The organism is Paraburkholderia sp. MM5477-R1, assembly GCF_050436385.1.
In the GTDB taxonomy this organism is placed as follows: Bacteria; Pseudomonadota; Gammaproteobacteria; order Burkholderiales; family Burkholderiaceae; genus Paraburkholderia; species Paraburkholderia tuberum.
Genome location: NZ_JBNDMC010000010.1, coordinates 311,179 through 336,460, shown reverse-complemented (window position 1 = coordinate 336,460; position 25,282 = coordinate 311,179). Strand labels below are relative to the sequence as shown.

22 protein-coding genes and 1 pseudogene are annotated in these 25,282 nt (G+C 62.1%); 15 read left to right on the top strand and 8 right to left on the bottom strand.

Translation table 11 applies throughout. The features are described from left to right. Positions 1–33: 33 nt before the first annotated feature. From OKW35_RS45365 to OKW35_RS45335, 7 genes are all read left to right on the top strand, one after another. Positions 34–294, top strand: a complete 261-nt coding sequence (locus tag OKW35_RS45365) for a PAAR domain-containing protein (RefSeq protein WP_429404358.1) — start codon at positions 34–36, stop codon at positions 292–294. Positions 295–430: 136 nt separating this feature from the next. Beyond that, positions 431–1,177 carry a PAAR domain-containing protein gene (locus OKW35_RS45360; RefSeq protein WP_429555474.1) on the top strand — a complete coding sequence of 249 codons (747 nt, stop codon included), beginning with the start codon at positions 431–433 and terminating at the stop codon, positions 1,175–1,177. Then, entirely contained in the window at positions 1,129–2,493 is a 1,365-nt protein-coding gene (locus OKW35_RS45355) for a hypothetical protein (protein ID WP_429555473.1), read from the top strand. Before OKW35_RS45360 ends, OKW35_RS45355 begins: the two co-directional genes overlap by 49 nt. Continuing rightward, the gene (locus OKW35_RS45350) at positions 2,459–6,022 is read left to right on the top strand and encodes an ImcF-related family protein (protein WP_429555472.1); all 3,564 of its coding nucleotides are present in this window, start codon (positions 2,459–2,461) and stop codon (positions 6,020–6,022) included. Before OKW35_RS45355 ends, OKW35_RS45350 begins: the two co-directional genes overlap by 35 nt. Further along, positions 6,019–7,878: a type VI secretion system baseplate subunit TssF gene (gene tssF, locus OKW35_RS45345; protein WP_429555471.1), complete on the top strand. Its 1,860-nt coding sequence runs from the start codon at positions 6,019–6,021 to the stop codon at positions 7,876–7,878. Before OKW35_RS45350 ends, tssF begins: the two co-directional genes overlap by 4 nt. Next, positions 7,878–8,393 carry a type VI secretion system lipoprotein TssJ gene (gene tssJ / locus OKW35_RS45340; RefSeq protein WP_429403508.1) on the top strand — a complete coding sequence of 172 codons (516 nt, stop codon included), beginning with the start codon at positions 7,878–7,880 and terminating at the stop codon, positions 8,391–8,393. The genes tssF and tssJ overlap by 1 nt, the downstream gene beginning before the upstream one ends. A 58-nt stretch (positions 8,394–8,451) precedes the next feature. Then, positions 8,452–8,598 carry a hypothetical protein gene (locus tag OKW35_RS45335; RefSeq protein ID WP_429555470.1) on the top strand — a complete coding sequence of 49 codons (147 nt, stop codon included), beginning with the start codon at positions 8,452–8,454 and terminating at the stop codon, positions 8,596–8,598. 74 nt (positions 8,599–8,672) lie between these two features. Here OKW35_RS45335 and OKW35_RS45330 read toward each other — a convergent pair whose 3' ends face one another. The 6 genes and pseudogenes from OKW35_RS45330 to OKW35_RS45305 all read right to left on the bottom strand — a co-directional run bounded on the left by OKW35_RS45330 (position 8,673) and on the right by OKW35_RS45305 (position 12,582). Beyond that, positions 8,673–8,855, bottom strand: coding sequence for a hypothetical protein (locus OKW35_RS45330; protein ID WP_429555469.1), 183 nt, complete (start codon positions 8,853–8,855; stop codon positions 8,673–8,675). 14 nt (positions 8,856–8,869) lie between these two features. Continuing rightward, the gene (locus OKW35_RS45325; RefSeq protein WP_429555468.1) at positions 8,870–9,469 is read right to left on the bottom strand and encodes a LutC/YkgG family protein; all 600 of its coding nucleotides are present in this window, start codon (positions 9,467–9,469) and stop codon (positions 8,870–8,872) included. Beyond that, positions 9,466–10,837 (bottom strand): annotated as a pseudogene (locus tag OKW35_RS45320) (lactate utilization protein B). The gene OKW35_RS45325 and the pseudogene OKW35_RS45320 overlap by 4 nt, the downstream one beginning before the upstream one ends. Then, entirely contained in the window at positions 10,834–11,577 is a 744-nt protein-coding gene (locus OKW35_RS45315) for a (Fe-S)-binding protein (RefSeq protein WP_429555467.1), read from the bottom strand. The pseudogene OKW35_RS45320 and the gene OKW35_RS45315 overlap by 4 nt, the downstream one beginning before the upstream one ends. Before the next feature lie 38 nt (positions 11,578–11,615). Beyond that, complete coding sequence (locus OKW35_RS45310; protein WP_429555466.1) at positions 11,616–11,852, bottom strand: cytochrome d ubiquinol oxidase subunit II; 237 nt, start codon at positions 11,850–11,852, stop codon at positions 11,616–11,618. Positions 11,853–12,105: 253 nt separating this feature from the next. Then, positions 12,106–12,582 carry a hypothetical protein gene (locus OKW35_RS45305; protein ID WP_429555465.1) on the bottom strand — a complete coding sequence of 159 codons (477 nt, stop codon included), beginning with the start codon at positions 12,580–12,582 and terminating at the stop codon, positions 12,106–12,108. 645 nt (positions 12,583–13,227) lie between these two features. Between OKW35_RS45305 and OKW35_RS45300 the strand changes: the two genes are divergently transcribed. Next, positions 13,228–13,668, top strand: a complete 441-nt coding sequence (locus OKW35_RS45300) for a response regulator transcription factor (protein WP_429555464.1) — start codon at positions 13,228–13,230, stop codon at positions 13,666–13,668. 60 nt (positions 13,669–13,728) lie between these two features. Here OKW35_RS45300 and OKW35_RS45295 read toward each other — a convergent pair whose 3' ends face one another. Next, complete coding sequence (locus tag OKW35_RS45295) at positions 13,729–14,400, bottom strand: response regulator transcription factor (RefSeq protein ID WP_429555463.1); 672 nt, start codon at positions 14,398–14,400, stop codon at positions 13,729–13,731. A 451-nt stretch (positions 14,401–14,851) separates the two neighbouring features. Next, complete coding sequence (locus OKW35_RS45290) at positions 14,852–15,064, bottom strand: ATP-binding protein (protein ID WP_429555882.1); 213 nt, start codon at positions 15,062–15,064, stop codon at positions 14,852–14,854. A gap of 534 nt (positions 15,065–15,598) precedes the next feature. On the opposite strand from OKW35_RS45290, the gene OKW35_RS45285 reads away from it, so the two are divergent. The 7 genes from OKW35_RS45285 (at position 15,599) to OKW35_RS45255 (ending at position 25,204) form a co-directional block, all read left to right on the top strand. Then, the gene (locus OKW35_RS45285) at positions 15,599–16,024 is read left to right on the top strand and encodes a hypothetical protein (protein WP_090810464.1); all 426 of its coding nucleotides are present in this window, start codon (positions 15,599–15,601) and stop codon (positions 16,022–16,024) included. Between the two features lie 17 nt (positions 16,025–16,041). Beyond that, on the top strand, positions 16,042–16,401 hold the full coding sequence (locus OKW35_RS45280; protein WP_429555462.1) for a hypothetical protein: 360 nt from the start codon (positions 16,042–16,044) through the stop codon (positions 16,399–16,401). 690 nt (positions 16,402–17,091) lie between these two features. Next, entirely contained in the window at positions 17,092–17,373 is a 282-nt protein-coding gene (locus OKW35_RS45275) for a hypothetical protein (protein ID WP_187614334.1), read from the top strand. Positions 17,374–17,796: 423 nt separating this feature from the next. After that, positions 17,797–19,161 carry a lyase family protein gene (locus tag OKW35_RS45270; RefSeq protein ID WP_429555461.1) on the top strand — a complete coding sequence of 455 codons (1,365 nt, stop codon included), beginning with the start codon at positions 17,797–17,799 and terminating at the stop codon, positions 19,159–19,161. 321 nt (positions 19,162–19,482) lie between these two features. Continuing rightward, positions 19,483–20,568: an efflux RND transporter periplasmic adaptor subunit gene (locus OKW35_RS45265; RefSeq protein ID WP_429555881.1), complete on the top strand. Its 1,086-nt coding sequence runs from the start codon at positions 19,483–19,485 to the stop codon at positions 20,566–20,568. Continuing rightward, on the top strand, positions 20,565–23,738 hold the full coding sequence (locus OKW35_RS45260) for an efflux RND transporter permease subunit (RefSeq protein WP_429555460.1): 3,174 nt from the start codon (positions 20,565–20,567) through the stop codon (positions 23,736–23,738). Before OKW35_RS45265 ends, OKW35_RS45260 begins: the two co-directional genes overlap by 4 nt. 2 nt (positions 23,739–23,740) lie before the next feature. Beyond that, complete coding sequence (locus OKW35_RS45255; protein ID WP_429555880.1) at positions 23,741–25,204, top strand: efflux transporter outer membrane subunit; 1,464 nt, start codon at positions 23,741–23,743, stop codon at positions 25,202–25,204. Positions 25,205–25,282 lie beyond the last annotated feature (78 nt).

Here is a 25,282-nt window from a genome sequence, read left to right as displayed (position 1 = left end):
ATGACTGCCACAATCAATTTATGGTCAATCGAAATGAAATCCCCTATCCGAAAAGGTGACAATCTTGAGAACGGCGGTGAAGTCACAGGCGGCTCGCCGTGGACTGAGTTCATGGGCCGTCCGCTCGCCCGAAAGGGTGACACGGCTATATGCAACCAGCACGGCCCGACCGTCATAGACGAAGGTTACGCGCGGTTTCCCGACCGCGATGGCAAGGAGGTCGCCTTCCATCATTACCGCTGCGCGTGCGGTTGCCGGCTGATCTCGTCGCTGCAGAACGTCAATATCGCGTAATGCCAGTCGATCTTTCTCCAGCCGGACGCCCGAGCGCCTATCCGCGCCGCCCCAGGTTCTGGCCGTACGATGTAAAAAGTCCGCCCTTGCGTTGGCGCGAGACGCAAAATTCATATCGAGTATTGGGGGATCAACCGTGAAAAAATATTTGTTTTTATTTTTCTTGATGATTTTTCTCGGTAATGCGTGCGCAGCTGTTGTCAGTTCCTGCGATGGAAATTATTTGGCAATGGACGATGTCCGCGGCCAAGTAACAATAAAACATGATGGGCGAAATATCGGGTTGGCGAAAATCGATCACGCTATTCGTGGGGGAGTTTTTAGCCTCGATGGTTCGATGTTGGTTGTATTCGAGTTGCCTACAAAAATTGATGCGAATTATCCGCAAGTCACACATCTATCTATATTTTTGGTAAGGCCAAAAATGCAACTCATTGAAAGAGAGGTGTATGGTGGTGGAGTATACGATGCTGCCTTCAGTGTTGATCAAAATTTTATCGTTGTCGAGAATCAATTCGGGGTTGATGTGATAAACCTCAAGAAAAAAAGGCTCAGTCATTCGATGCGGCGTATATTCCGAAATTCAAGACTCAGCAATGTTCAAAAAATTAATTTCCTAAAAATGCAATCTCCTGTCCGTAAAGGCGACAAACTCGAACACGGCGGCGAAGTGACCGGTGGTTCGCCCTGGTTCGAGGTCATGGGGCGACCGCTCGCCCGCAAGGGTGCCGAGGCCATCTGCGAACAACACGGTCCGACTACAATTGACGAGGGCTACGCCAAGTTTCCCGACCGTGACGGCAAGGCCGTCGCTTTCCATCACTATCGCTGCGCATGCGGCTGCAGGCTGCTCTCGTCGCAGATGAACTTCAACATCGCGTAATGCCGGTTGATCTTTCTCCAGCCGGACGCCCGAGCGCCTATCCGCGCCGCCCCAGGTTCTGGCCGTGGTGGTTCTGCATCTGGCTCGCCTGCAATGTATTCGGCGTTGCCATTGCGATGCTGCTTTGGCCGAAGGGAGAACCGGCGCGCGGCGCATGGTTCTGGCTCTGTTTCGTTGGCTTTCCTAACGGTGCGTTCGTGTTCCTGTTTGCCATTGAGCGTGCTGGCTTCGAGGCGCTCTGGTACCGCGCGCGCTGGCGCAACCATCATCGTAGCCAGTGGCTGGCGGATCGGCTGCGCATCGCGCAGAAGCCACTCCAAGTGCTCGGCGTTGGCTATTGCCTGCCGCTTGGTGGAGAACCCGAACAGACGCTGGCCGGCGTGATAGCCGCCAAACAACGTCTGCCCGCCTCGCAGGTGCCGCGCGCCGGCTCGAAGCCCATCGAACATGCCCGCTTCGAGGAGGCCGACTGGCTGGTCGACGAACCGGTTGTCGTCGATCGCCTTACTGACGACCAAGCGATCGCTGCTCTCGGTCCAGCGAAACAGGTTTCGCTGCTCGCGCTCAAGATGGCCAAGTCGCTTGAGTCTCTGGCGACGAGCCTGCGAGCGCTCACGTGCTATGAGCGGGTCTGGTGGCCGCAGGTCCGCGTGCTGGCCGCGCCGGGCAAGGAGAAGGCGGATGTCGCGCGGGTCATCGATGCCCTGCGCATCGCGGGCCTGCCGCCGCTGGTGGTCCAGGCGGCACCGGCGACGGACGGGTTGATGGTCGCCGACGCATGGCTCGATGCCAAGGAGCGCCGCCCGCTACTCGTCGTGGCAACGGCGTGGCATGAGGACGGGCCACCCGAAGGCAGCACGGAGGGATGTGTCGCCGTGCTGCTCGCACCGGGCTACTTCCATCTGCCCGAGGAGGTCAGGGTGGCCGCATTGCTGCACCGGCCCGTTCAGGGTCTTCCGGGCGAAGCCAAATACGGCTTCGCCAATGCGGCCGTATGGGGCAACGCTGCTTACACCTCGCTCGTGCGTGCCTGGATCACCCGGCCCGCCGACGGCGGCGACAAGGCGCTCAGTGCTGCCCATATGGATGCCATTGCGAAAGACGGAGCGCAGCGGCGGCCCGACCGTATCGTCGGCGACCTTGGCGACGGCAACGGCTGGCTCTCCATTGCAGCGGCCATCGAATCGGGCGCGGCAGAGGGCCCGCAACTCATCATCGACGGCGTACAGTCCGCGCTCCTGTACGTAACTCCTGCAACAACAGATATCAACCGGAATACTGATGACAGACCCCAGGCTTACCCTGCGCTCGCTTGAGCCCACAACCACGACGGAGGTATCCGCGCCATCGGGCCGTCTGGCGATCTGGGGGCTACCCGTCGCAGCCCTGGTCGTCGCCCTGCTTGCGATCGGCATCGTATCGCTGCGCGGCGACATAGTTGGAGTAACCACAGCCGAGTCGCGGCTCAAAGCGATTATCGCCATTCTCGTAACTTTCGCGGTCGTCGTCGTCGCTCACCTCGTCCTGTTCGCAACCGGCGCTTACGCCTTTGCGGGACGCCTCTTTCACCGGGAAACCGGCGATCACACGAAGGCAGCCAAGCCGCTCAGGCGCGATGCGCGGCTGCAACGCGTGTACGAGGAACTGCGCGTCTCGCACGGCTGGTTCTGGCGGCACCGCCTGCGCTGGCTGCTGGTGAACGGTACGGATGAACGCGTCGATCAGGTCGCGCCCGGTCTCAGGCAGGCGGGCGTCATGCATGTGGACGAAACCATCCTCGTGCATGTGTCGCCGGACGGGATCGAGGCGGCGAAGTGGCTGGGCCAGATCCGGCAGTTGCGCCGCCGCTACCCGGTCGATGGCGTCGTTCATGTCGCACGCGCGGACGATACGGATACCGAACTGCCCCGTGCACTTTCGGGCATCGCCACTGCGCTCGGCTGGGCCGCGCCCGTCACGTTCCTGCACCCGGTCGAGGCGAAGGGTAGCCCGTCGGAGCGCTTCGACGCGGTCGGCACCTTCATGCCGAACGATTCGCGCAGGCGGGCACAGGAAGCCGCCGCCAGGTTGCCGGATGTGCTGAACAAGGTCGAGCAGAGGTCTGCGGACGCGGGCGTACACCTTTGCACCCGCAACAACCTTCGGATGACCTGGCTGATGGAGATCTCGAAGTACGTCGGCGACCATTGCGAGCGCATCGTCGATGGCCTTCGGGGACTGGCTGCATCGAACTGGCTGCGCGCGCCGCTTGCGGGCGTCATGTTCGCGCCGGTTTTTCCGGGGCCGACCGTCGTACCGGTGCCGGTAGCCAACGGCGACGGGACGCCCGGCGAGCCCGCCGACGCGCCACCGGCAGTAACCGTCCTGCGCGTGCAGCCCGCCGCGTTGCTGCCGGTGTGGCGCGAGATCGCGGCGGGGGCGCCCAACTACCGGGGCCGGCGCGTCGGCTTCTACTGGCCCAACGCGCTCGCCACGCTCGTCACGGCTGCGGCGATCCTGTGGTGCGTATGGATGACGGTGTCCTTCGTCGGCAACCGGCAGTTGATGCGTGAGGCCAGTCAGACAGCGCAGGCCGCTGTCGATGCAAAACCGCAAACCGCCGAGGCCTGGCGAGCCCAGCTCGCGCTCCAGCAGCTGATGGAAAAGCTTGAGTACCGTCGGCAGCATGGCGCGCCCTGGTATCTACGCGCGGGCGTTTCTTCGAACGACGCCCTTCTCGCTGCGATGTGGCCGCCATACCGTGTCGCCGCGAGGCATAACCTGCAGGAGCCCGTGGTGCGAACGATCACCGACCTGCTGAAGGCTGCGGGCGAAGCGCGGGCCGACGCGCTGCAGTCACAGGAGGCGCGCGGCAGCACCTACAACGCGCTCAAAACCTACCTGATGCTTGGAGACCCCGCCCGCGCCGACGCCGCATTTCTGCGGCGCTCGCTTGTCGCGTTGTGGCGCCGCCCGGTCGATATGCCGGAAGGCGAGCGCGACGATACGGGCGGTCGGCTGGCAGCCTTTTACGCCGATCACCTGCAGGCGCACCCCGAATGGCGCATCACACCCGACCAGAGCCTCGTGAGCACGACCCGCAACATGCTGGTGACGCAGATGGGCCTCGCATCGGCCGACGACACGGTGTACCAGAGCATCCTCGACGAGGTCAAAGGCAAGTACGCTGACGCATCACTCCAGACGTTGCTCAACGGCGCGGACGCGCAGGGCCTTTTCGGCACATCACAGACGGTGCCTGGCATCTACACGCGTGCCGCGTGGGACGGCATGATCGCGGACGCGATCGACAGGGCGGCGCGCGAGCGACGCGTCAGCGGCGACTGGGTGCTGACCGGCGCGCAGCCATCGCAGACCATCGGTAACACCCTCGCACAGGGTACGATCCGCACCAGCGCCGCCATCGACGAGAAGCGGGCGGCCGAAGAACTGAAGCAGCGACTGACAGCGCGCTACTTCGCGGAGTACACCGCCGCCTGGCAGACCATGCTCAACAGCCTCCAGTGGCAGCCAGCGAAGAACCTGAACGGTTCGATCGACCAGCTCACCCGTCTCGCCGATGCGCAGACCTCACCGCTGATCGCGCTGATGAAGTCGGTGCAGTATCAGGCGCAGGCGGGACGACCCTCACAGGCGCTGACCGACACGCTGGTGCGCAAGGCGCAAAGCCTGATTGGCAACAACGACGACGCGAATGGCCCGACCGTCAATCCGCTGGACAAATCATTCGGCCCGCTGCTTGCATTGATGGGAGAGAGCGGCGTTGCAGCGACGAACAGCGGAAACGGCAAGGCCGGTGCATCGACGAACGTCGCGCTGAGTGGCGTCAGCCTGTCGCGCTATCTGACGGCGGTCACCACGATGCGACTGAAGCTTCAGCAGATCGCAGGCAGTCCCGACGCGCAGGCGATGGCGCGCTCGCTCGCGCAGGCGGTCTTCCAGGGCAAGCTCTCGGAGCTGTCTCAGGCGCGTGACGATGCGGCGCTGACAGCCGCAAGTCTCGGCTCCGCATGGGCAGGCTTTGGCAATGCGGTGTTCGCACAGCCGCTCGAAGCGGCGTGGCAGACCATTCTGCAACCCGCCGCGGCGAGCCTGGACGAAGCATGGCGCGCAAGCGTGGCTGCACCATTCAACGCGGCGATGAACGGCCGCTATCCGTTCTTTGACACGCAGGCCGATGCATCCTTCGCCGAACTCGGCCGCTTCGTGCGTCCCGACACCGGCCTGGTCGCCCGTTTCATCTCGACGCAACTCGCGGGCGTACTCAAGCTCGAAGGCGATCACTGGACACCGAACGAACTGGCACCACAGGCACTCCAGTTCGATCCGAAGTTCATTGCAGGCCTGCGCCAGCTCTCGACGGTCGGCGCGCAACTCTACATAAAGGGCGATGCCAACGAGCGCTTCGAGATGATGGCCTTGCCGACGCCGGACGTGACGCGCTCGGAACTGTCGGTGGACGGCAAGCAGATCGTCTACTTTAACCAGCAGGAAAGCTGGACGCCGCTGGCCTGGCCCGGCGACGGGCTGAACGGGCATGCGGGTCTGACGTGGCAGACACTCAACGCGGGCCTGAGGCAGGCGTTCGATTCGACGGGCGACTGGGCATTCCTGCGCCTGCTCGCAAAAGCCGATGTGAAGCAGCTCGACAGTACCCGCTACCAGCTCACGTGGAACGACGCAAATGGCGACCCGTTGCGCTACGTGCTGCGAACCCAGGTTGGAGCCGGTCCGCTCGAACTGCTGAAGCTGCGCGGCTTCCAGATGCCCGAAAGGATTTTTGTTGTCGGCAAGGCTGGTGCCGTACCGATGCTTCCTCCCCTGCCACCGGAATTGCAACCATGACCGCACCCTGGAAGAAAAACCCGACTGAGCACGAGAATCCGTTCCTCAGGTACTACGACGAAGAGATGCGCTACCTGCGCGAGGCAGGCCGCGAGTTTGCGCAGGCGCAGCCTGACGCCGCGCGTCGCATGGGGATGCTCTACGGCGAACCTGAGGGGGCTGTGCGCGCGGTGAACGAAGCCTTTGCATTTCTCTCGGCGCGGCTACGCATGAAGCTCGACGACGGCATGCCGGAAGTGACCGAAGGGATGCTCGACAACCTTTACGAGCATATGGCGCGGGCGATCCCGTCGCTGTCGATCATCGAATGCTCGCCACTGAACCGAACGGGCGCAACTGCGGTGCCGATCCCCGCCGGAGCCGTCGTACGCTCAACGCCCGTCGGTCCCGATAAGGTTCAGTGCGTGTACCGGACGACGCAGCCCGTCGAGCTGTTACCGCTCTCGGTAGAGGACGCGGTCGTCGCCGTACGTGCCGACGGGCGTACGGTGATCCGCCTGACGTTTGGTCTCTGGCTCGGGGAGCAGCGCGAGCGCATGGACCTGTCGCGTATCCGCCTGTACCTGCATGGCGACCGGCCCGCTGCGGCTACGCTATACGCGGCGCTGACGCGGCAGGTTGCGTCAATCGGGCTGCGTCTGCCGTCAGTACGGGACGGCGCCTTGCAGCCGCTGGACGGGGTGCATGTCGAGGCGGCAGGCTTCGGCCCGTCGACGCGGCTATGGCCAGTCACAGACGCGAAGCGCGACGGGCAACTGGACCGCGAGCAGACGATGCTGGAGTATTTTGTGTTCCCGCAAAAGTTTCACTTCGTCGACCTGTGCGGGTTCGATGCTGCGGCGCTGCCGGCGGGTGAAGCGCAGATGACCTTCGAGATTGAACTCGATGCCCGGATGCCTGGCGACTATCCCGTCAGCCGCGAGAATTTCCGCCTGTTCTGCACGCCTGTCATCAACCTGTTTGAGGTCGATGCGTTGCCGTTGGAACCTGTCGGCTGGCACGACAGGGAGCACTGCATCCGCGTACAGCCTGGCATCGCCTCTCATGTCGAGCCGTACGATGTACTCGCGGTGATCGCCGCCGACCCGGAGGACAGCGCACGGCACGACTACCGGGCGTTTACGAGTTTCCGGCATCGTGGCTGGGCGTTGCGTCACGAAAAGCCTGAGCGCTACTTCCATACGTCGACGCGTTTCGGTCCGCTTGGGCGGGAACTCTGGGTCACGCTGGCGGGGCAGCTATGGGCCGGAACGTACCGGCACGCAGAGAACGACGAGGACCGTCCCGATCCGGACCGCTACCTGACGGTACGCGCGCTCGCCAATAACGGGCGTCTCCCGCGCATGGCGCTGGCCGAGGCGACGATCACTGAAACCGTATCGGACTTCACCGGGATTGCATCGGTGCGCAACCTCACGGCACCGTCCATGCCGCTCTATCCGCCGCGCTATTACCCGGGCTACGACTGGCGCGTATTGGGGCACTTTACGGCGGGTGGCGCGAACGAACTGAACCGGATCCATATGGAGGGCGCACCGGCGCTGCGTGAGACGCTGGAACTCTACGACTGGACGCCAGACGACGGGGTCTCGCGTCGTATCGACGCGATCAGGGACGTACGTTTCTCCGAGAAGCAGAAGGTGGAGCGGGCATACGTACAACGTATTGCGTGCGCATATGTCGAACTCGATCCGACCGCGTTCGACGGGCCGGGCGATGCTGCGCTATTCGGCGAAGTGCTCAATCACTTTCTGGGGCGCTACGCGAGCCTTCATGTTTCCATGCAACTGGGACTGAGCATCGGTGGCAAGGAGACCGTCTATCCTCGCATCGACTTCGAGGGAGCACCTTTGTGATGAGTGTCCGGATTTTGCGGGGTGCGCTCGGCGTGGGCCTCGCGCTGGCCGTCTCGGCGTGCGGGACCTGGCAGTCGGTGAAGGACGGCACCGTGGATGTCACACGCGCGGTGTTCAAGACGAAAGTCAAACAGATGAACCTCGTGGTGACGGCACGCGGCGCACTGAACGAGGATGTGCGTGGCGCGTCGCTTCCGGTTGTGCTGCGCATCTACCAGTTGAAGGACGACAAGCCTTTCGTAACAGCGACCTACGCGCAACTGCTCGCGGGCAACGAGGCGCTGAAGGCCGCGACGCTCTGGAGCCGGGACGTGACGCTGGGACCGGGGCAGACGCTGAAGATCTCGGAGCCGATCGGCGACGCAGCGAACTACGTAGGCGTGGCGGCGTTCTTCCTCGATACGGCCAACACCGAATGGTCCGTGCTCGTGCCGAAATCACAGTGGAAGAAGACCGATCCAGTGAGGCTGCTGGCAGTGGACCGCACACTGCAAATTGACGCGGAGCATCGATGAGGCTTCTGTACAGCTGGATGGTGGCCGTTACCGCTATCTCGCGCCGGGTGGTAACAGCGTGACCTACGTCGAATACAACGGCAAGGTCTATGTTGGTGACTTGCTTCAGTCCGGCGATATCCATGACGTGCGGCCTGCCGCGTACAACCGCATTGCCGCCGATTTCATCTCCCTGGAGCAGCAGCGGATCGGACTATCGCAGTAGCCCGCCTGAGGGCATTGCTGGAAGCTGAAACGCAACGGGTCGCAACGCGCAATCGCCTGCGGTTCGTCGCCCTGTCATGCCCGGAACGGCAGCGCCTCTCCCCCGGCGCTGCGTTCTTTTACGCCCGCGTCCGAGCAATCCCCAGCGGGCGCGGCACAGATGAGGCCGGCCTTGAAGGCCTCGGACAGGGGCAGGCGATGCCGTCCGTGGCTCAGGAACCGTATCATCGCGTTGCGGCTGGCGGCTAAACCGTTCATGGAGGTGTCCTGCGCTAGCGCGCGGTACCCGGCCTCGCGACCGGTATGACCGTCAGCGACCGGATACCCTGCGCACCGCGAACCAGTACGCCCTCGATGTCCGCGGTCGCCGACGGGCCGCTCATCAGCACCGCGTAGTTGGCCTCGAAGAACTCCTTGCGGTGATACGCCTGATGCAGATTGCCCACGATATCCGCGGGATCCAGCAACGCGATCAGATGCTGCGACAGGTAGCCGAGTGCATTGACGTTGTATTGCGCTTCGCTCAGCCAGATGGACCCTGTCTCGGCGACAGCAAACGCCGGGCGCACGATCCCGACATCCACGTCATCGAGCGCACGGGGATCGTCAACCAACGCGATGTCACGCGTGCCCGTGAACTCGGGCGTCGCTGAACAGAACACCGTGGCATCGCGGAAACGCGAGCGGACAAATTGCTCGAGGCTGGTGTCCTCCGGCAGTAGGCACCAGACGCCGCCAAGCCGGTCGAGCGATTTGCGGAAGCTCTTCACCACCGGTGGCAATGCGCTATCGAACATCGGCACCTCCGGCAAGCGGCGCGGCACGGGTGAGACCTCGCGCAAACGGGACAAAATCATATTGCGGCTGCTCATTTGCTGTTCCTCTTGAGATACCAATCGCGAAATGTTTCCTTGGGCGCATCAGGCACCTCACGGTGCCTGCCCCACGCATTGAGCGGGTTGTAGAGCACGGCGCGCGGCAACACGGAAACGGCCGTCCCGGCTGTCTTGACGGCCGCCGGTACAGCGCCGGGTGCGACAGCACCTGGCCGGCCACCTTCATGGCCTCCTGCTTGACGAACGGAAGCTCGTGCTGCTCGGCGACGATCTGCCGCCACTTGTAGATCTGCTCGTGTATGTTGATCCTGACGGGCACACGCTCGTGCAGCTGCCGTTCATCGTCGAGGCAAAGGGCAACGAGCTGTACTTCTTCAGGTTGAAAGTCGGATTGATGATCGCGCCGATCGGACCCGAATAGACACCGCCATAGCTCAGGCCGCTGCTGCGCAGGTAGACAGGGCATGTGTTCATGCACGCTCCGCAGCGGATGCACTTGAGCGAATACCAGAAGTCGTCCATGCCGAGCCGTTCTGAACGGCCGTTGTCGACCAGCACGAAATGCATTTCGCTATCCTTGCGTGGACCGCGAAAGTGCGACGTGTACTGGGTGATCGGCGAGCCGATGGCGTTGCGCGAGAGCAGGCGGATAAAGACGCCGAGATGTTCGAGCTTCGGAATCAGCTTCTCGATGCCGATCGACGCTATATGCAGCGGCGGCACGTTCGCGCTCAGGTCCGCGGTGCCCTCGTTGGTACAGACGGTAATGCCGCCCGTTTCCGCAACCGCGAAGTTGCAGCCGGTCATGCCCGCATCGGCGTTGAGGATAAGCGGATGCGTGGCTTTTCTCTGCGCTTCGGCAAGCTTAGGGATGTTGCTCTCGTTCGTGTTGGTGCCAATCTTCTCCGAGAAGATCTTCGCTACGTCCGTGGCGAGCTTGTGCACGGCCGGGACCACGATATGCGAGGGAAGTTCGTCGTCGAACTGCTGGATTTGTTCACCCAGATCCGTTTCCACGACGGTGATGCCGCGCTCCTCAAGGTACGGGCGTATCTCGCACTCTTCGGTCAGCATCGACTTGCTCTTGACGAGCAGCCTCGCGTGACGCTGACTCAGGATCTCGTAGACGATGCGGTTGTGCTCTTCGGCATCTTTGGCCCAGTGCACAGTCACGCCGTTGGCCGTCGCATTACGCTCGAACTGCTCCAGATAGTCTGCGAGGTGCGTGAGCGTATGCTCCTTGATCCCCGAGGCGAGCGAGCGCAACTCCTCCCACTCGGCGATGCCATGCACCTCTGCGTCGCGTCCGGTGCGCAGCTCCCACAGGCGTTTGTCGTGGAACTGGATGTGCTTTTCGTCAGCGATGAACTTCTCCGAAGAGCCGACATGGTCAACACGTTTCATGCTTGTGCTCCATTGAGAATCTGCGCGATATGGATGAACTTCAGGCCCAGCTCGAGACGGTCCGAGCAACCTTTCTGGTGCATGAGGCACGACGAATCGGCCGACACGATGTACTCGGCGCCATTGCGCTTGTGATCGCGGACCGTGTCGGCGCCCATGCGCGCCGACACCGGCTCCTCCGACACGCAGAACGTGCCGCCGAACCCGCAGCACTCGTCGGGACGGTCAGGCCGGATGAACTCGATGCCCCCGACACCCCTGAGCAGGGTCAATGGCTTCGAGAAAAACGGCTCATCGATCTCTGACATCTTCGCGGTGCGCAGCGAACGCAGCGTGCCGCAACTGTTGTGCAGGCCGACCTTGTGCGGAAATTCGGCCCACGGGAACTCTCGTACCTGCAGCACGTCGTGCAGGAACTCCACCAGTTCGTAGGTGTTGGACCGCACTGCCAGCGCATCGGGCGTCTGGTCTGCCGCGCTCAAGTGGTCACGCACGTGGTGCACGCAACTGCCGCTGGGCGCGACGATGTAGTCGTAGCCGGTGAAGTTGCGCACGAAGAGGTTTTCGGTGGCGACGGCTTCCTTCTCGCAGCCGCTGTTGCCCATCGGCTGCCCGCAGCACGTCTGATCCAGTGGATAGTCGACGTCGCAGCCGAGGCGTTCCAGCAATTGCAGTGTCGCAATGCCCACATCAGGAAAGAACGCGTCAATGAAACAGGGAATGAAGAGTGCGACTTTCATGGCCAGTCCTTGAGCAAGTTGAGTGGGGAGCGGGCACGTCAGTAATAGGCCTGGTCTTTCGAGACCTCGCCCCGGAACACCCAATACGCGACACACGTGTACGGCACGATGAGCGGTAGCACGAAGAGCCCTGCGCCCCAGCACATGAATGCTTGCGACGCCGGCGGCGCAGCGGCATCAGACAACGTGACTTGAAAAGGAATGTAGGGCAGGTAAGACCCCGCCAAAGCGAGAAGCAGCAGTACGAAGCTTGCTGCTGTGTAGAGGTCGAGCACTCGGACCTCAGAAAGGCCGATTTGACGTCGAGTGCTACCGGTGAAATGAGGGAAGTCGGATAGAAATGTATCGACTACTATTGGATGCAAACTCTGCAAAGGTCGACGGTTCTCCGGTAGACGTTCCGCTTAAGCCATGGGACATAGGTGTATTCGTCGTAAGCGTTCGCGCCGACGTAGATCCAGTTATGCAAACAGTTGGACATGAAAGTCACCTCAAAATGAAGGTTGGGGAAAAAGCGTTGTCGGCGCGTCAGTCGCGTGGCGGCGGTACGGCTACTTCAAAAACGTGACTGTGGTTGCGCTTGTCACGACCATTCCTGCCAGACGAGGAAAACGCGCAAGCGAGAAACAATGTTTTCGTTACGCAGTCGATGAACGAGACGGCTGGTACCAGGAGCGAGTCTGTGAGCTCCAGTGGAATGGCCGGACCGACTGCAAGCACGCTCATCGCGCACAGAAAACAGAAAACGGGCCGCGCGAAGGGGGCGTCGCCTACGACCGCGAGTCCAGACACCACCACGATCAGTCTTGTGCCTACTGTCGCGCCGAGTGCCGCGTCGCTGTCGGTCAATGCGAAGTCCAAAGTTATCTTGATCAATTCCCACCAGCAGACAGCAAGTGCCGAAATGGTGACTGCGAGCCCGGCCGGTCGGCCGATGCTGTTGCCGTTGGACGCCTTTGTTTCCGCCCGCGGAAAACAGCGATGACCTGTGCGTTTGCTAAACATGGTTAACCTTTGACCGGCATGCCGAGACGAAAACGTGTGTCTCCAACACGTAACGCATCTGAGCCTGTCGACGCACACAACGACTTGCAGGTCAACGCTCACCGATAGGCGGGGGCGGGACCTGTCGTGCCTGTAAAGGGAGTCGACTTGTCAGCAGCACCGCCTATGATTGCCAAGATAGACGGCCGGGTGGTATCGAATCCATTCTGCGAGCGTTTGGACTTTCGCCCACCGTTGTTTGTCGAGCTCATACGTCGGTATGGCTCGGCTTACCGTCGGTCTGAAAGATCCGAAGCGTAGGTTTTTGCGTTTGAAGACAACGTCGACGCGGGCCGCCGTGGAGCAGTTCAGTCGCGATAAACGGTAATGGAACGTGCCGGACTGCGCGTCTCGCTCTGCAGAAGACTCTAGGCAACCGTAAGGAAAAGATATGGGGACAGTCAGAAGAGGTTCGGGGGCAACATTCCGAGGCAGCACCGCGGCGGTAAGATTAGCCACGAGAGGTGTTCGTACGATGAAACCTTGAGCGAGGGCGCGCCCGGCAAGTCTCGATGCGGGCACCAGACGCACTGCGTCTCATCATTCCGGAAGGGATAGTCAGACATACGTCGGTATGATGGACAAGTCGACGCTCCAGGGTCTAGATTGAATAAGCAATCATTGGCAAGCGACCTTATGTCCTCCCGAAGCCCCTCGCAACGACAGCCGCGAGCTTCCGTTTCCGGGATCGTCTGGATTGTCGACGACGACGAATCATCCCGCCTGGCGCTCGAAAGCCTGGTGCAATCGCTTGGCTATTCGACCGAAACTTACTCGCTGCCTGCGGACTATCTGGCGGCGCGGGCGTCGCACCTTCGCACCGAAAACGGAGTCCTGCTTTCCGACGTCCGCATGCCCGGCATGTCAGGACTGGAGTTGCTTGACCGTCTTGTCGCACTGGGCGCCGCGCCGCCGACGATCTTCGTGAGCGCGTTTCCCAGCGACGCGCTGCGAGCGCAGGTGCAGTCCAGCACAGCCATCACGCTGCTCGACAAGCCCGTGGACGCGGCGCTCCTGAAACGAGCACTCGGCAACGTCGGGATTTAGGCAGGGGCGCTCAAAACAGCGTTTTCGGACCTCTTTCCGTCAATGGCGGCTGGCGCGAGCCTAAGGGCGCGGCTTTGTTTGTTGCCGCCCAATTTCGAGTGCGGCGGCCTTGAAAACGAGATCCGGAAGTGAGCGCGCCTCCATTTTTTTCATCAACTGGCCGCGATGGATTTTCACCGTGATTTCGCTCAGGTTGAGTTGCGCGGCGATCTGCTTGTTGAGCATTCCGCTGACCACTAGCGCCAGGATCTCGCGTTCGCGCGGCGTCAGCGAGGCATACGCGGCGCGTACAGCCGCGAGGCTGTGTTCCTTTTCGAGGCGTTGCGAGTCTTTCGAAATTGCCTCGGAAATCGCGTCGAGCATATCCTGGTCACGAAACGGCTTCGGGAAAAAATGGAATGCACCAGCTCTCATTGCTCGCACCGACATTTCCATGTCGCCGTGTCCCGTCATGAAGAGAACCGGCATTTGCAGTCCCTCGCGTGCCATCGCCTGCTGGAACGCCAGACCGCTTTCGCCTTTGAGCCTGACATCGAGGATGAGACAGCTCGGGCCGGCGGGTTTGCGAAACGTCACGAATTCCTGCACGGAACAGAACGTCTCGACGGAATACCCGACGGACTCCAGTAGATCGCACAGCGCGAGGCGGATGGACTCTTCGTCGTCGACGACGAAGACTGTCGAGCCGCGGATTCCACCCGTGGACGACGGTACATGCCGATCGGTAGCCATAAACGAGTCCTCAACACGCCACAATGCGGCGGACTGATGAAACATTTCGCCCGCTTGACAGAGACGCATCCGCGCCTTTTTGCGCCCGTAAGACGCGTTTCAAGTATGACACGGTAAAACGAGAGTAGGTAAATGTCCGAATGGAGGTTCGCCGCCGCCCAAGCGGCCCGCTACCCTTGCATCTACGTCTGCAATGCATCGCACGAAGCGGCTGGAACATGAACCGCGGCGTGGGGCGAGGGATACACCCTCTGTTCGGAGCTTACTATGTCGTCGATGCCAGAGGCGTGCTGCAGGTTTACCTCTGCGCGCCTTGGCAAGCGCAGCCACCCGGCCCCGCTTGACGCGGGGGCAGCACAAGAGCAGGAGATACCGGAAAACAGCTGCTGTTGGCCGCTGCATGCCCCGGCAGCACAAACGCAGCCGCAAACCGCCCCTGCCGCCGCCGGCTTTAAACCTGCGGTCTTAGGCGCGCTGAGTTGCTGCACGCGGACAATCGTGCCGTTCGACAGGGATGGCGAAGCGAAACACCGCACTGCCAGGCTTGTTCGGCGCCTGCGTCGATGCGCTCGCCATGACTCTCGGCGATGGACCTGCAAATGGCAAGGCCCATGCCCTTGCCTCCCGCTTTCGTCGTATAAAACGATTCAAAAAGGTGTTCCAGCTCTCCGTCGCACAGCCCCGCGCCGGTGTCTCATGCTTCGAGCGATGGTATCCGGCGCTCGCGGGCAACGATCACGCTCACCATATCGCGGCGTAGAGCCCCCGCTTTGGCGCGGTGACCCGGAAGAGCTGCTCGAGCAGCATGCGGCTACGGCCCCACAGTCGCCCACTCGCGTCGCGTACGCAATCGTTATCGAAATCTCGGAGGCAGAGCCTATACGCCCGTATATTCACGCAACACTGAGCACCGTGCCGGTGCATCCCAACGTAGAGGCGTTCCTTCCTTCCGTGTGATAGCCCAATTTCGGTCGCGGCTGTACCGTAAACCCATGCCCGATGCAGCCGCGCTTTGCGCTTACAACGGCCTCCGGTCTGACTAGCGCGGGCGGCTTCGAGCCAAATCGAGGTTCCGTCAAAACTTCGCGTCGCTTGTATTCGCAGCAGCCCCTTTGCCCCGGCGGCGACGTTTGATACTTGGAGCGCAGGTTGCCCGTTGTCAACGACTGACCGATGCGAAAGACGCAAAGAGGTGGACATGAAAAGCCGGAGCTTCCTGACACGTCAGGAGATTTTCGACCACGCTGTAGAGCATTTATTCGGCCAGGCGCGAGCCTCCCTGCTGCCTCGCGGCGGCGGCGCCTATCGAGGCTACTGCGGTAGCTGTCCGGTCGGCAGCTTCATTAAGCCGCGCGACTATATGACGGCAATGGAAGGTGTGCCCATCCGCTACGTCGCAAAACCGCCAAAGGACGTGCCGGCTTATATGGATATCGGTGTCGCGGCGCTCAAGCGCGCGCTGCTTCGCTCGCGCATCGATGTGTCCGATCCGGTGACTGTCGAATTGCTTAGTTGTCTGCAGAACGTCCACGATGTATTTGGCACATGGGAATGGAGTGAGCGGCTGGCATCAATTGCTCGACAATTTGCCCTGTCGGCCACGTTTCTGAAAGCCGCTGCTTGAGGGTTGCAGGTGTCGCGATGCAGTGCGCAAGAAAGATATACGAGCGCGTCAGCGCTCATCTGCTTAACCAGGGGGCCGTCTCGGAGGACGAGAACGGCTCATGCCGGCTGCGCGGCGACAACGACCGCGTGTGCGCGGTCGGATCGCTCGTTAGCGACGAGTTCTATCACCCGGACATCGAAGGGATCGGCATTTCGTACTATCGGCACGCCCGGGACGGCAAGCTGCTGCAGGCGCTGTATGCATCCAACGTCAATGCCTACGATCCGGGCATTGTCGATCTGCTGTGCGAACTTGAGGAGATTCACGACGGCGCCAGCGTCGATCAGTGGCCAGATCTTCTCGCCGCTCTCGGTAAGCGGTACGGGTTCGTCTGATGCGAGGGTTCGCGAGTGGTAGCGGCCGGTGGCATGCTGATTGATTAGCCACAGGATAGTGAAGCGTGCGTCGCGACCAGATTCCGTCCTTTGCGAGGAAAACCGACGTGCGTTTTCGCCACGACCGTCGTCGCGCACTTCCAGGAGGCAGTCGCGGCCGCTTCGCTCCAGTGTATTGGTGACGGTATATGTTGATACCTCGACGGACGCGACAAACGTTTGGCTCGTCACCGATATCTCGGTAAAACGATAGCTGCTGCGGTGCAGGCGCGAGCGAGTGAGATGGCGAAAAAAACGAATCGCTTTATCGCGGCCACCGGAACAACACGCATGGGTACACGCCGGCTTTCCGCACGCTGCTGAACGACGGTATTGGACCCTACACCTGAGCGGATTGGTCTTATCCCTGTCGCCGCCTGCGCTATACCGCCGTATAGGCTTTAGACGGGCAGGTAGAAGCGCGATAACCGACAGTACGATATCTTCCTGGGTCGCTAGCGTCTATCGTGGGAAATGTGGACAGCGCCTTTGCACAGGGGCGATCGACGGAGTCTGATTCATCCGGCGGCGTCCGAAACGTGATGGTCCAGTGGCGTTCGCGTGGCTCGGATGCACGGTAGCGTGCGAGCCAGACCTCGATACGCATACTGATAATGGAGATCCCGTCACACCCTCCTGGAGAAGTAATCCATGTTTGACGAACGAGCACGAGTGAAGGCATTGCAGTTTGCGCAAGCACATCCTTGGCGTCGGGACGTCAAACGGCGAAATACCGGATTCGCTGTCACCGCTGCGACGCATGTCGTCTCCTGGCGAACGCTCATCCAGACAGTATCTGACTTCCTGTTGAACATCGGTGACGCTGCGTTCACCTCGGCGGTGTCGACAAGACCGGTGTTGTTGGCCCAGGCATTGCCGCGCTACTCGGCGCTCGCCATGCCGCTAAAGTTTTCTCTTTCCTGTGCGCGATGAGTCTTTTTTTGCGTTGCCCCATCGACCCCAATGGCGTTTTAGCGTCCGCGCGCCTTGGCTTCGCGATAGTCATCGACAGCGAAACCGGGGTATTTCCTCGGCCCGTTTCTGCGCCGAGTCGGTGCACTCCGATTAGCCGTCAGAAATTACCCGCATTGGTCGCCGGAAATCAACATGCGGCTATACACCGGCTTCACGAGATCGTGGTCTCACCAACGGCTGCTAAGGAAATGACATGTCAAACATTTTGCGTAACTGGCTCTATGTAGGGACCAATGCCTACCGAATATAGCTTCTCGCCTCGTTCGACCGGAACGCATACCGACGAACCCCGTCCGAACCAGCTCTGCCTTTGATAAGCAGAGCGGCCGCTATTGGCTACTGCGTGTGTTATGCAAGCACTCATCCTTGGCAGGAGTGAATATGGAGATCGGCAGACCAGGTTTCCGGGTCGAATACGATTCGCTGGGCAAGCGGGAAATACCCGAGGAAGCGCGATATGGCATTCACACGCCTGGCGCCGTCGAGAACTGTCCCATATCGGGGACGCCGGTAGGCGCATACCCAAACCTGCGGAATGCGCTGGCGGCAGTCAAGCAGGCTGTCGCAGAAGTGAATGCCGAGTTGCATCTACTTGAACCCCCACTTGGTGACGCAATCGTCGCCTCTTGCGTGGAGGCGCGGAAAGGGCGCTTGTGTGACCAGTGCTTCGTCGACGTGACTCAGGGCCGCGCTGACACTGAGAACGATATGAACGCCAACGAGGTGATATGCAACCGCGCTCTTGAACTTCTGGGTCGTCCGCGCGGCGACTATGTTCATCTGGATCCAGGTGCGCGCATGTGTCCCGGAGGCGGCAATGTCTATTCGACCGCACTTAGGATCTCGATCTGCGTTGCGATTGAACACCTATGTGACGGGTGCGATGCGTTGCGGTCCGCCTTCGTCAGAAAGGCGGAGGAATTCCGCGATTTGCTGCAACTCGACCGAACCACCCAGTTATACGATGCAGTTCACTCCACGCTGGCTTTCAAGTTTTTGACGCATGCGCTTATGCTGGACGAACAGATGGTCAGGTTGCGAGCGTCATCCGTGCAGCTTCGTGAAATCTATCTTCGCGCGAGGATTGACGCGGGCGCTACGGCCCATTCCGGATATGAAGTCGAAGCGGTTGAAGTTGAAGCGGTTGATGCGGCAAACGCAATGATTGCGCTCGGTTTGCCTATGGCGTCAACTCCGATTGAAAGAACCCAGGAGTGTGCCGCGTATTTGCGGATTCCCGGCATTTTGACCGACATCGCCGCCGAGCTTTCGAACGCGTGCAGTGACCTCCATCTGATATCCATCCGGGCACTATTCGACGTGCCCGAAATCGATTTCGCGTGGATGCGGACCGACTCCTTTGTCACGCCTGGCAGACCGAATGCGGTGATTTCCGATGTCGTCCGTCAGATGGCACTCCGGATTTTGGCGAGCGACGTCGCGGTCACATTCGCGGCTGAATCGGTTCAGGTGCATCCATGTAAGACGCTGGCCGAGCATTGCATCAGGGAGATCGCGGCCAATTCTGAACAGATCCGGGAGATGCCCGAGTGTCGTCGCGCGATGGCGACTGCGGCAAATCCCTATATTGGCGGCAAGAGTGCTCGCATACCCGGCGCGCATTCCAGATACAGCATGCTAAGAGAGGCGGTGCTGCACCGGCAGCTGATACCCGAGGAGGAACTCGACCGGGCCCTGCGCGCTGGCGCAGGCGATTTATCGGTAGTTTTGTCGATGCCGGGGTAGAGAGCAAAAGACCCGTGAGGCAAGTGTGCATGTAAGCGCGCGAATCAGACGCTGAGTGCGCGCGTCCCATCGGGAGGGCACATGTCGCCGGGATGCCATGGCAATACGTAGGAGTCCAGCGTATTGATAGAGATTGTATGCGCACCCATGCTGACGGCGAACCGTGCTTCATTGCATGGCGGGTCTACAGCATCGGGAAATTTTTTACCTGGATCAATCCTCTGCCTTGTGAACATCGTGAAACATTCCGTTCCTGTCGCGCCTAAAATTGCACGTATCTTTTTATCTTCGTTCATACGATCGCCCAAGCGGACGCACGTGATGGTCGCGGCTTGCAGCGCAATCCTGCTGTCGGCATGCCAGCCGCGCGAAGCCGCCGCTCCTGAGCCGAAGCCCGTGGTCGCCCTGGCCGTTCACGCTGACGGGCGCGCGGCAAGTGCGTCGCTGCCGGCTCAGGTGCAGGCGCGCTACTCCACGGCGCTTTCGTTCCGGGTGGGCGGCAAGATCATCGAACGGCGGGTTCATCTCGGCGATGCCGTCAAGGCGGGACAGGTTGTTGCACTGCTCGACCCGACCGACCTGCGCAATAACCTGGCCAACGCACGAGCCCAGCTCGATGCCGCCGAACATCGACTTGTCTACGCGAAGCAGCAGCTCGACCGCGATCAGGCGCAGGCGCAGGCGAACCTGATCGCGCCGGCGCAACTTGAACAGACGCAGGACGCCTACGCCTCCGCGCTCGCCCAGCGTGATTCGGCGCTCGCCCAGATGGCGCTCGCCTCGGACAATCTGCGCTATGCGACGCTGACAGCGGACCACGACGGCGTGATTGCCTCGGAGGACGCCGACACGGGCCAGAACGTTCAGGGAACCCAATCGATCTATCACCTCGACTGGACGGGCGACGTAGACATCGTCTGCGACGCGCCCGAGCGCACGCTGAGCTCGCTGACAGTCGGCAGCATGGCGCGCGTAACGCTGCCGGCGCTACCCGGCAAGACCTTCGAGGCGCGCGTGCGCGAGGTATCGGCTGCTGCCGATCGAGAAAGCCGCACCTGGCGCGTCAAGCTGACGCTGGCCGCCCCGAGCCGCGACGTGCGCCTCGGCATGACGGCGAATGTGGGGTTCGATGCCGTCGGCGACGCGCCCGTGGGGCAGATTTTTACGCTGCCTGTGACGGCGCTCTTTCACCAGGGTGAGCACCCCGCTGTCTGGGTGGTGCGCGCCGGCAGCGACACACTCGAACTGCGCCCGGTCACTATCCAGCGATATGACGAGCGCACCGTCTCGATCGGATCGGGCCTCCGCGACGGAGACCGCGTCATGCTCCAAGGCGCACACGCCGTGAGCGCAGGCCAGCATGTGCAGGTGGTGCCCCCGCTTCATCCCGAGGACTTCCCGTCATGAGGGCCCGCGACAGTGAATCCGCAGGCAACAGCGCGCCCGTCCCGCGTTCCGACGCCGAAACGCCGGGTGAAGGTGGCTTTAACCTGTCTGCATGGTCGTTGCGCCATCAGCAGCTCGTGATCTTTCTGATCGGGCTCGCCACGCTTTTCGGCGTGATCGGTTATACGCAACTCGCGCAGTCGGAAGATCCGCCGTTCACCTTCCGCACGATGGTGATCAAGACCTACTGGCCTGGTGCGACTGCGCGCGAGGTGCAGGAACAGATCACGGACCGGATCGGCCGCCAGCTGCAAGCGGCGCCGTATATCGACTACATCAAGAGCTACTCGCGCCCCGGCGAGTCGATGATCTTCTTCGCCATGAAGGACTCCGCGCCCGTCAAGGAAGTGCCGGAAACCTGGTATCAGGTGCGCAAGAAAGTCGGCGACATTGCCGCGACGCTGCCGAAGGGCACAGTCGGTCCGTTTTTCAACGACGAATTCGGTGACGTCTACACCAACATCTATGCGCTCGAAGGCGACGGCTTTTCGCCGGCGCAACTGCACGACTACGCTGACAAGCTGCGCACAGTCCTGCTGCGCATACCCGGTGTGGCCAAGGTCGACTATTTTGGCGACCCCGATCAGCACATCTTCATCGAGATATCGAATGCGCAGCTCACGCGGCTCGCAATCACGCCGCAGCAACTCGCTCAGGCCATCGACGCGCAGAACACCGTGGCGCCCGTCGGCACCATCACGACCGCGGACGACCGCGTGTTCGTGCGGCCGAGCGGCGCGTTCAAGGACGTGCAGGCGCTCGCGGACATGCTGATCACCATCAACAAGCGCACGTTCCGGCTGGGCGACATCGCGAAGATCACACGCGGTTATGACGATCCACCGGTGACCCAGATGCGCGTCGGCGGCCACGCGGTGCTCGGCATCGGCGTGACGATGCAAAAGGGCGGCGACGTGATCGACCTCGGCAAGGCGCTCGACGCAAAAGCCGCCGAACTGCAGGCCACGCTGCCGGCGGGTCTGAAACTCGCGCCGGTGTCGAGCATGCCGCACGCGGTGAAGCACTCGGTGGATGAGTTCGTGAAATCGGTTGGCGAAGCGGTGGCGATCGTGCTGGTCGTGAGCCTCGTCTCGCTCGGTCTGCGCACCGGCATGGTCGTCGTGATCACGATTCCGATCGTGCTGGCGGCAACCGCGCTGTGCATGCACATCTTCAATATCGGCCTGGACAAGGTCTCGCTCGGCACACTCGTGCTCGCGCTGGGGCTGCTCGTCGACGACGCGATCATTGCCGTGGAAATGATGGCGGTGAAGCTGGAGCAAGGCTGGAGCCGGGCGCGCTCGGCAGCGTTCGCGTATACCAGCACGGCATTCCCGATGCTCACAGGCACGCTCGTCACCGTATGCGGCTTCCTGCCGATTGCGCTCGCCAAATCGAGCACGGGCGAATACACGCGTTCGATCTTCGAAGTGTCGGCCATCGCGCTGATCGTTTCGTGGTTCGCGGCCGTCGTGCTGGTGCCGTTGCTGGGTTATCACCTGCTGCCGGAACGCAAGCCTCAACCCGGCGGTGCACACCATGATCCGCATGAAATCGGCAACACCGGCTTCTACCGGCACCTGTCGGGATGGGTTGCGTGGTGCGTCGAGCGTCGATGGGTCGTGCTCGGCGTCACCGTCGTGCTCTTCGCGATTTCCATGCTGGCCTTCACGCGCGTGCCGCAGCAGTTCTTCCCGAACTCGGAACGGCCGGAACTGCTGGTCGATCTGCGATTGCCGGAAGGCGCCTCGTTCGAGGCGACGCTGCGTGAAGCGAAGCGCCTGGAAAAGGTGCTCGACGGCAAAGCCGGGATCGATCACTTCGTCGACTTCGTCGGCACCGGCGCGCCGCGTTTTTACCTGACGCTCGACCAGCAGCTTCAACAGCCGAATTTCGCGCAGTTCGTGATTACCGCTAAGAGCGTAGAAAACCGCGAGGAACTGATGCGTTGGCTCGACGGCATGCTCGAGAAGGACTTCTCCGGCATGCGCACGCGCGTCTCCCGGCTCGAGAATGGTCCGCCGGTCGGCTTCCCGATCAAGTTCCGCGTGAGCGGCGACGATATCGCGACCGTGCGATCGCTTGCTCAAGAAGTGTCGGACAAGGTCCGCGCTGATCCCCGCACGCGCAACGTCCAGTTCGACTGGGACGAGCCGGCGGAGCGCTCGATCTCGTTCGAGATCGATCAGAACCGCGCGCGCCAGCTTGGCGTCACGTCGGAAGACGTGTCGAACTTCCTCGCGATGACGCTATCGGGCTACACGGTGACGCAGTACCGCGAGCGCGACAAGCTGATCAACGTCGATCTGCGCGCGCCCAAGAGCGAACGTGTCAATCCGGCGCAGCTTATGAGCCTCGCGATTCCGACGCCCCACGGCCCGGTGCCGCTCGGTTCGCTCGGACACGTGCGCGATACGCTCGAGTACGGCGTCATCTGGCAACGCGACCGTCAGCCGACCATCACGGTGCAGGCGGACGTGCGCGGCGACGCGCAGGGCATCGACGTGACCCACGACATCGAACGTGCGCTCGCGGCGGAAACCGCCCGGCTGCCGGTCGGCTATCGCATTCAGGTGGGCGGCGCGGTCGAAGAAAGCGTGAAGGGCCAGACGTCGATCAATGCCGAAATGCCGTTGATGATCATCGCCGTGCTGCTGTTGCTGATGATCCAGCTCAAGAACTTCGCGCGGACCTTCATCGTCGTGCTGACCGCGCCGCTCGGCCTGATTGGCGTCGTGGCCGCGCTGCTGCTGTTCGGCAAGCCCTTCGGCTTCGTCGCGCTGCTGGGCGTGATTGCCATGTTCGGCATCATCATGCGCAACTCCGTGATTCTGGTCGACCAGATCGATCAGGATATCGCGGCAGGGCAGCCGCGCTTCGACGCGATTATCGGCGCAACGATAAGGCGTTTCAGGCCGATCATGCTGACCGCCGCCGCCGCCGTCCTCGCGCTGATTCCGCTGCTGCGCTCGGGCTTCTTCGGTCCGATGGCGACCGCACTGATGGGCGGTATCACGATTGCGACGGTACTGACCGTGTTCTTCCTGCCCGCGCTGTACGCGGCGTGCTTCAGGGTCCGGCGCGACGAGCGCGGGATGCAACCGGTCGTGGACGAGCATACGGAGGTTTGATGATGAGCTTCGCCTACAAGACATCCGTGATGGCCGTGGCTGTGGCCGTCGCACTGACGGCCTGCACGTTCGGCCCGAACGGCGCACCTCCGGCGATGCCTTCGCCTGCGCACTACGGCGCAGAGGCGCAGCCTGCCAGGACCGTCACCGCGGGCGGCGTGGCGCAGCATTTCGATATCGGCGCAGTGGGCGTTCCGCAATGGTGGCAGCTTTACCGGTCGGACGCGCTGAGTGCACTGGTCGAGGAAGGCTTGCGCAACAGCCCCACGCTCGGGGCTGCGCAGCGGACGCTCGCAGCCGCGCAGCAGGAGTTGCGCGCCCAGGTCGGCGCATCGACGCTGCCTTCAATCGATGCTGCCGCACAGGTCGATCGCGGGCGTACACCGCTTGTGCCCGGCATTGGCCCCAGCGAGGTTCGCTATAACTTTTTTGCCGGACAGTTTCTCGCGTCCTACACCTTTGACCTGTTCGGTGCGACGCGTTCGGCGAATGCGGCCAGCGCCGCTCGCGTAGACGTGCAGGCGTATCAACTGGAGGCGGCGCGGCGCGCGCTGGCGGCAAACATCGTCGGTACGACGATCAGCGTGGCGGCACTCGATCGCCAGATCGCGCTCACCGAACGGCTCGTCGCCGTGGCCAGGACGGCCGCGGACGAGGACCAGCACCGCTACGCACTCGGCTCGGTCTCGCGTGCGCAGGCGCTTGCGTCGACGCAGGATGCGGCTTCGGCTGCGGCGAGTCTTCCTGCGTTACGCCAGCAGCGCGCCACAGCCATCCATGCGCTCGCGGTGCTGATGGGCCGCACGCCGGACAACGCCCCGGCCGTTCCCGACCTCGACAGCCTGACGTTGCCCGAACACGTGCCTGTCGAGGTGCCGTCGGTCCTGCTGCGTTCGCGCCCCGACGTTCAGGCAGCCGACGCCGCCCTGAAGGCCGCAGCCGCCGATGTCGGCGCTGCGACCGCGCAGCTCTTTCCGAGCCTGTCGCTGACGGCCTCTATGGGCCGCGGCGGTTTTAGCTGGCCGGCGGTGCTCTCAGGCGCGGGCGGACTCTGGGCCATTGGTGCGAGCCTGACGCAACCGATTTTCCATGGCGGCGCGCTGCTCGCGCACCGCAAGGCGTCGATCGACGCTTACGATGCGGCCGTGCTGAACTACAAGTCCACCGTTCTGTCGGCGTTCCAGAATGTCGCGGATTCGCTTGCCGCACTGGATAACGACGCACAGACACTCGCGTCGACGGAAGCGGCGGCGGAGGCCGCGAGGGCGGCATTCGATGATACGGCGTCGCGCCATCGCATGGGCTCCCTGCCTTCTACGGCACAGTATGCCAGTGAGCAGCGGTTTCTAAGTGCACAGCTCAGTTCGATTCGCGCAGCAAGCCAGCGTATGAGCGATACTGCGGCGCTGTTCCAGTCGATGGGCGAACTGCCGGCCGGTCAGTCGGTAGCCGCGTCAAGAGAATGATCGTCCCTCGATGAGTTCGGGATGAGCGGCCCTTGACCGGGTCGCCATCCATCGAGAGTAGCTGTGGTGCCAGGCGCT

Bases quoted from the DNA above. Each gene is read 5' to 3' on its own strand.
- OKW35_RS45280 (WP_429555462.1), top strand. From the start codon at position 16,042: ATGCAGTGCGCAAGAAAGATATACGAGCGCGTCAGCGCTCATCTGCTT.
- OKW35_RS45295 (WP_429555463.1), bottom strand. From the start codon at position 14,400: ATGGCTACCGATCGGCATGTACCGTCGTCCACGGGTGGAATCCGCGGC.
- OKW35_RS45315 (WP_429555467.1), bottom strand. From the start codon at position 11,577: ATGAAAGTCGCACTCTTCATTCCCTGTTTCATTGACGCGTTCTTTCCT.
- OKW35_RS45270 (WP_429555461.1), top strand. From the start codon at position 17,797: ATGGAGATCGGCAGACCAGGTTTCCGGGTCGAATACGATTCGCTGGGC.
- OKW35_RS45305 (WP_429555465.1), bottom strand. From the start codon at position 12,582: ATGTTTAGCAAACGCACAGGTCATCGCTGTTTTCCGCGGGCGGAAACA.
- OKW35_RS45365 (WP_429404358.1), top strand. From the start codon at position 34: ATGAAATCCCCTATCCGAAAAGGTGACAATCTTGAGAACGGCGGTGAA.
- OKW35_RS45355 (WP_429555473.1), top strand. From the start codon at position 1,129: ATGCGGCTGCAGGCTGCTCTCGTCGCAGATGAACTTCAACATCGCGTA.
- OKW35_RS45260 (WP_429555460.1), top strand. From the start codon at position 20,565: ATGAGGGCCCGCGACAGTGAATCCGCAGGCAACAGCGCGCCCGTCCCG.
- OKW35_RS45265 (WP_429555881.1), top strand. From the start codon at position 19,483: ATGGTCGCGGCTTGCAGCGCAATCCTGCTGTCGGCATGCCAGCCGCGC.
- tssJ (WP_429403508.1), top strand. From the start codon at position 7,878: ATGAGTGTCCGGATTTTGCGGGGTGCGCTCGGCGTGGGCCTCGCGCTG.
- OKW35_RS45285 (WP_090810464.1), top strand. From the start codon at position 15,599: ATGAAAAGCCGGAGCTTCCTGACACGTCAGGAGATTTTCGACCACGCT.
- OKW35_RS45325 (WP_429555468.1), bottom strand. From the start codon at position 9,469: ATGAGCAGCCGCAATATGATTTTGTCCCGTTTGCGCGAGGTCTCACCC.
- OKW35_RS45350 (WP_429555472.1), top strand. From the start codon at position 2,459: ATGACAGACCCCAGGCTTACCCTGCGCTCGCTTGAGCCCACAACCACG.
- OKW35_RS45255 (WP_429555880.1), top strand. From the start codon at position 23,741: ATGAGCTTCGCCTACAAGACATCCGTGATGGCCGTGGCTGTGGCCGTC.
- OKW35_RS45330 (WP_429555469.1), bottom strand. From the start codon at position 8,855: ATGAACGGTTTAGCCGCCAGCCGCAACGCGATGATACGGTTCCTGAGC.
- tssF (WP_429555471.1), top strand. From the start codon at position 6,019: ATGACCGCACCCTGGAAGAAAAACCCGACTGAGCACGAGAATCCGTTC.
- OKW35_RS45275 (WP_187614334.1), top strand. From the start codon at position 17,092: ATGTTTGACGAACGAGCACGAGTGAAGGCATTGCAGTTTGCGCAAGCA.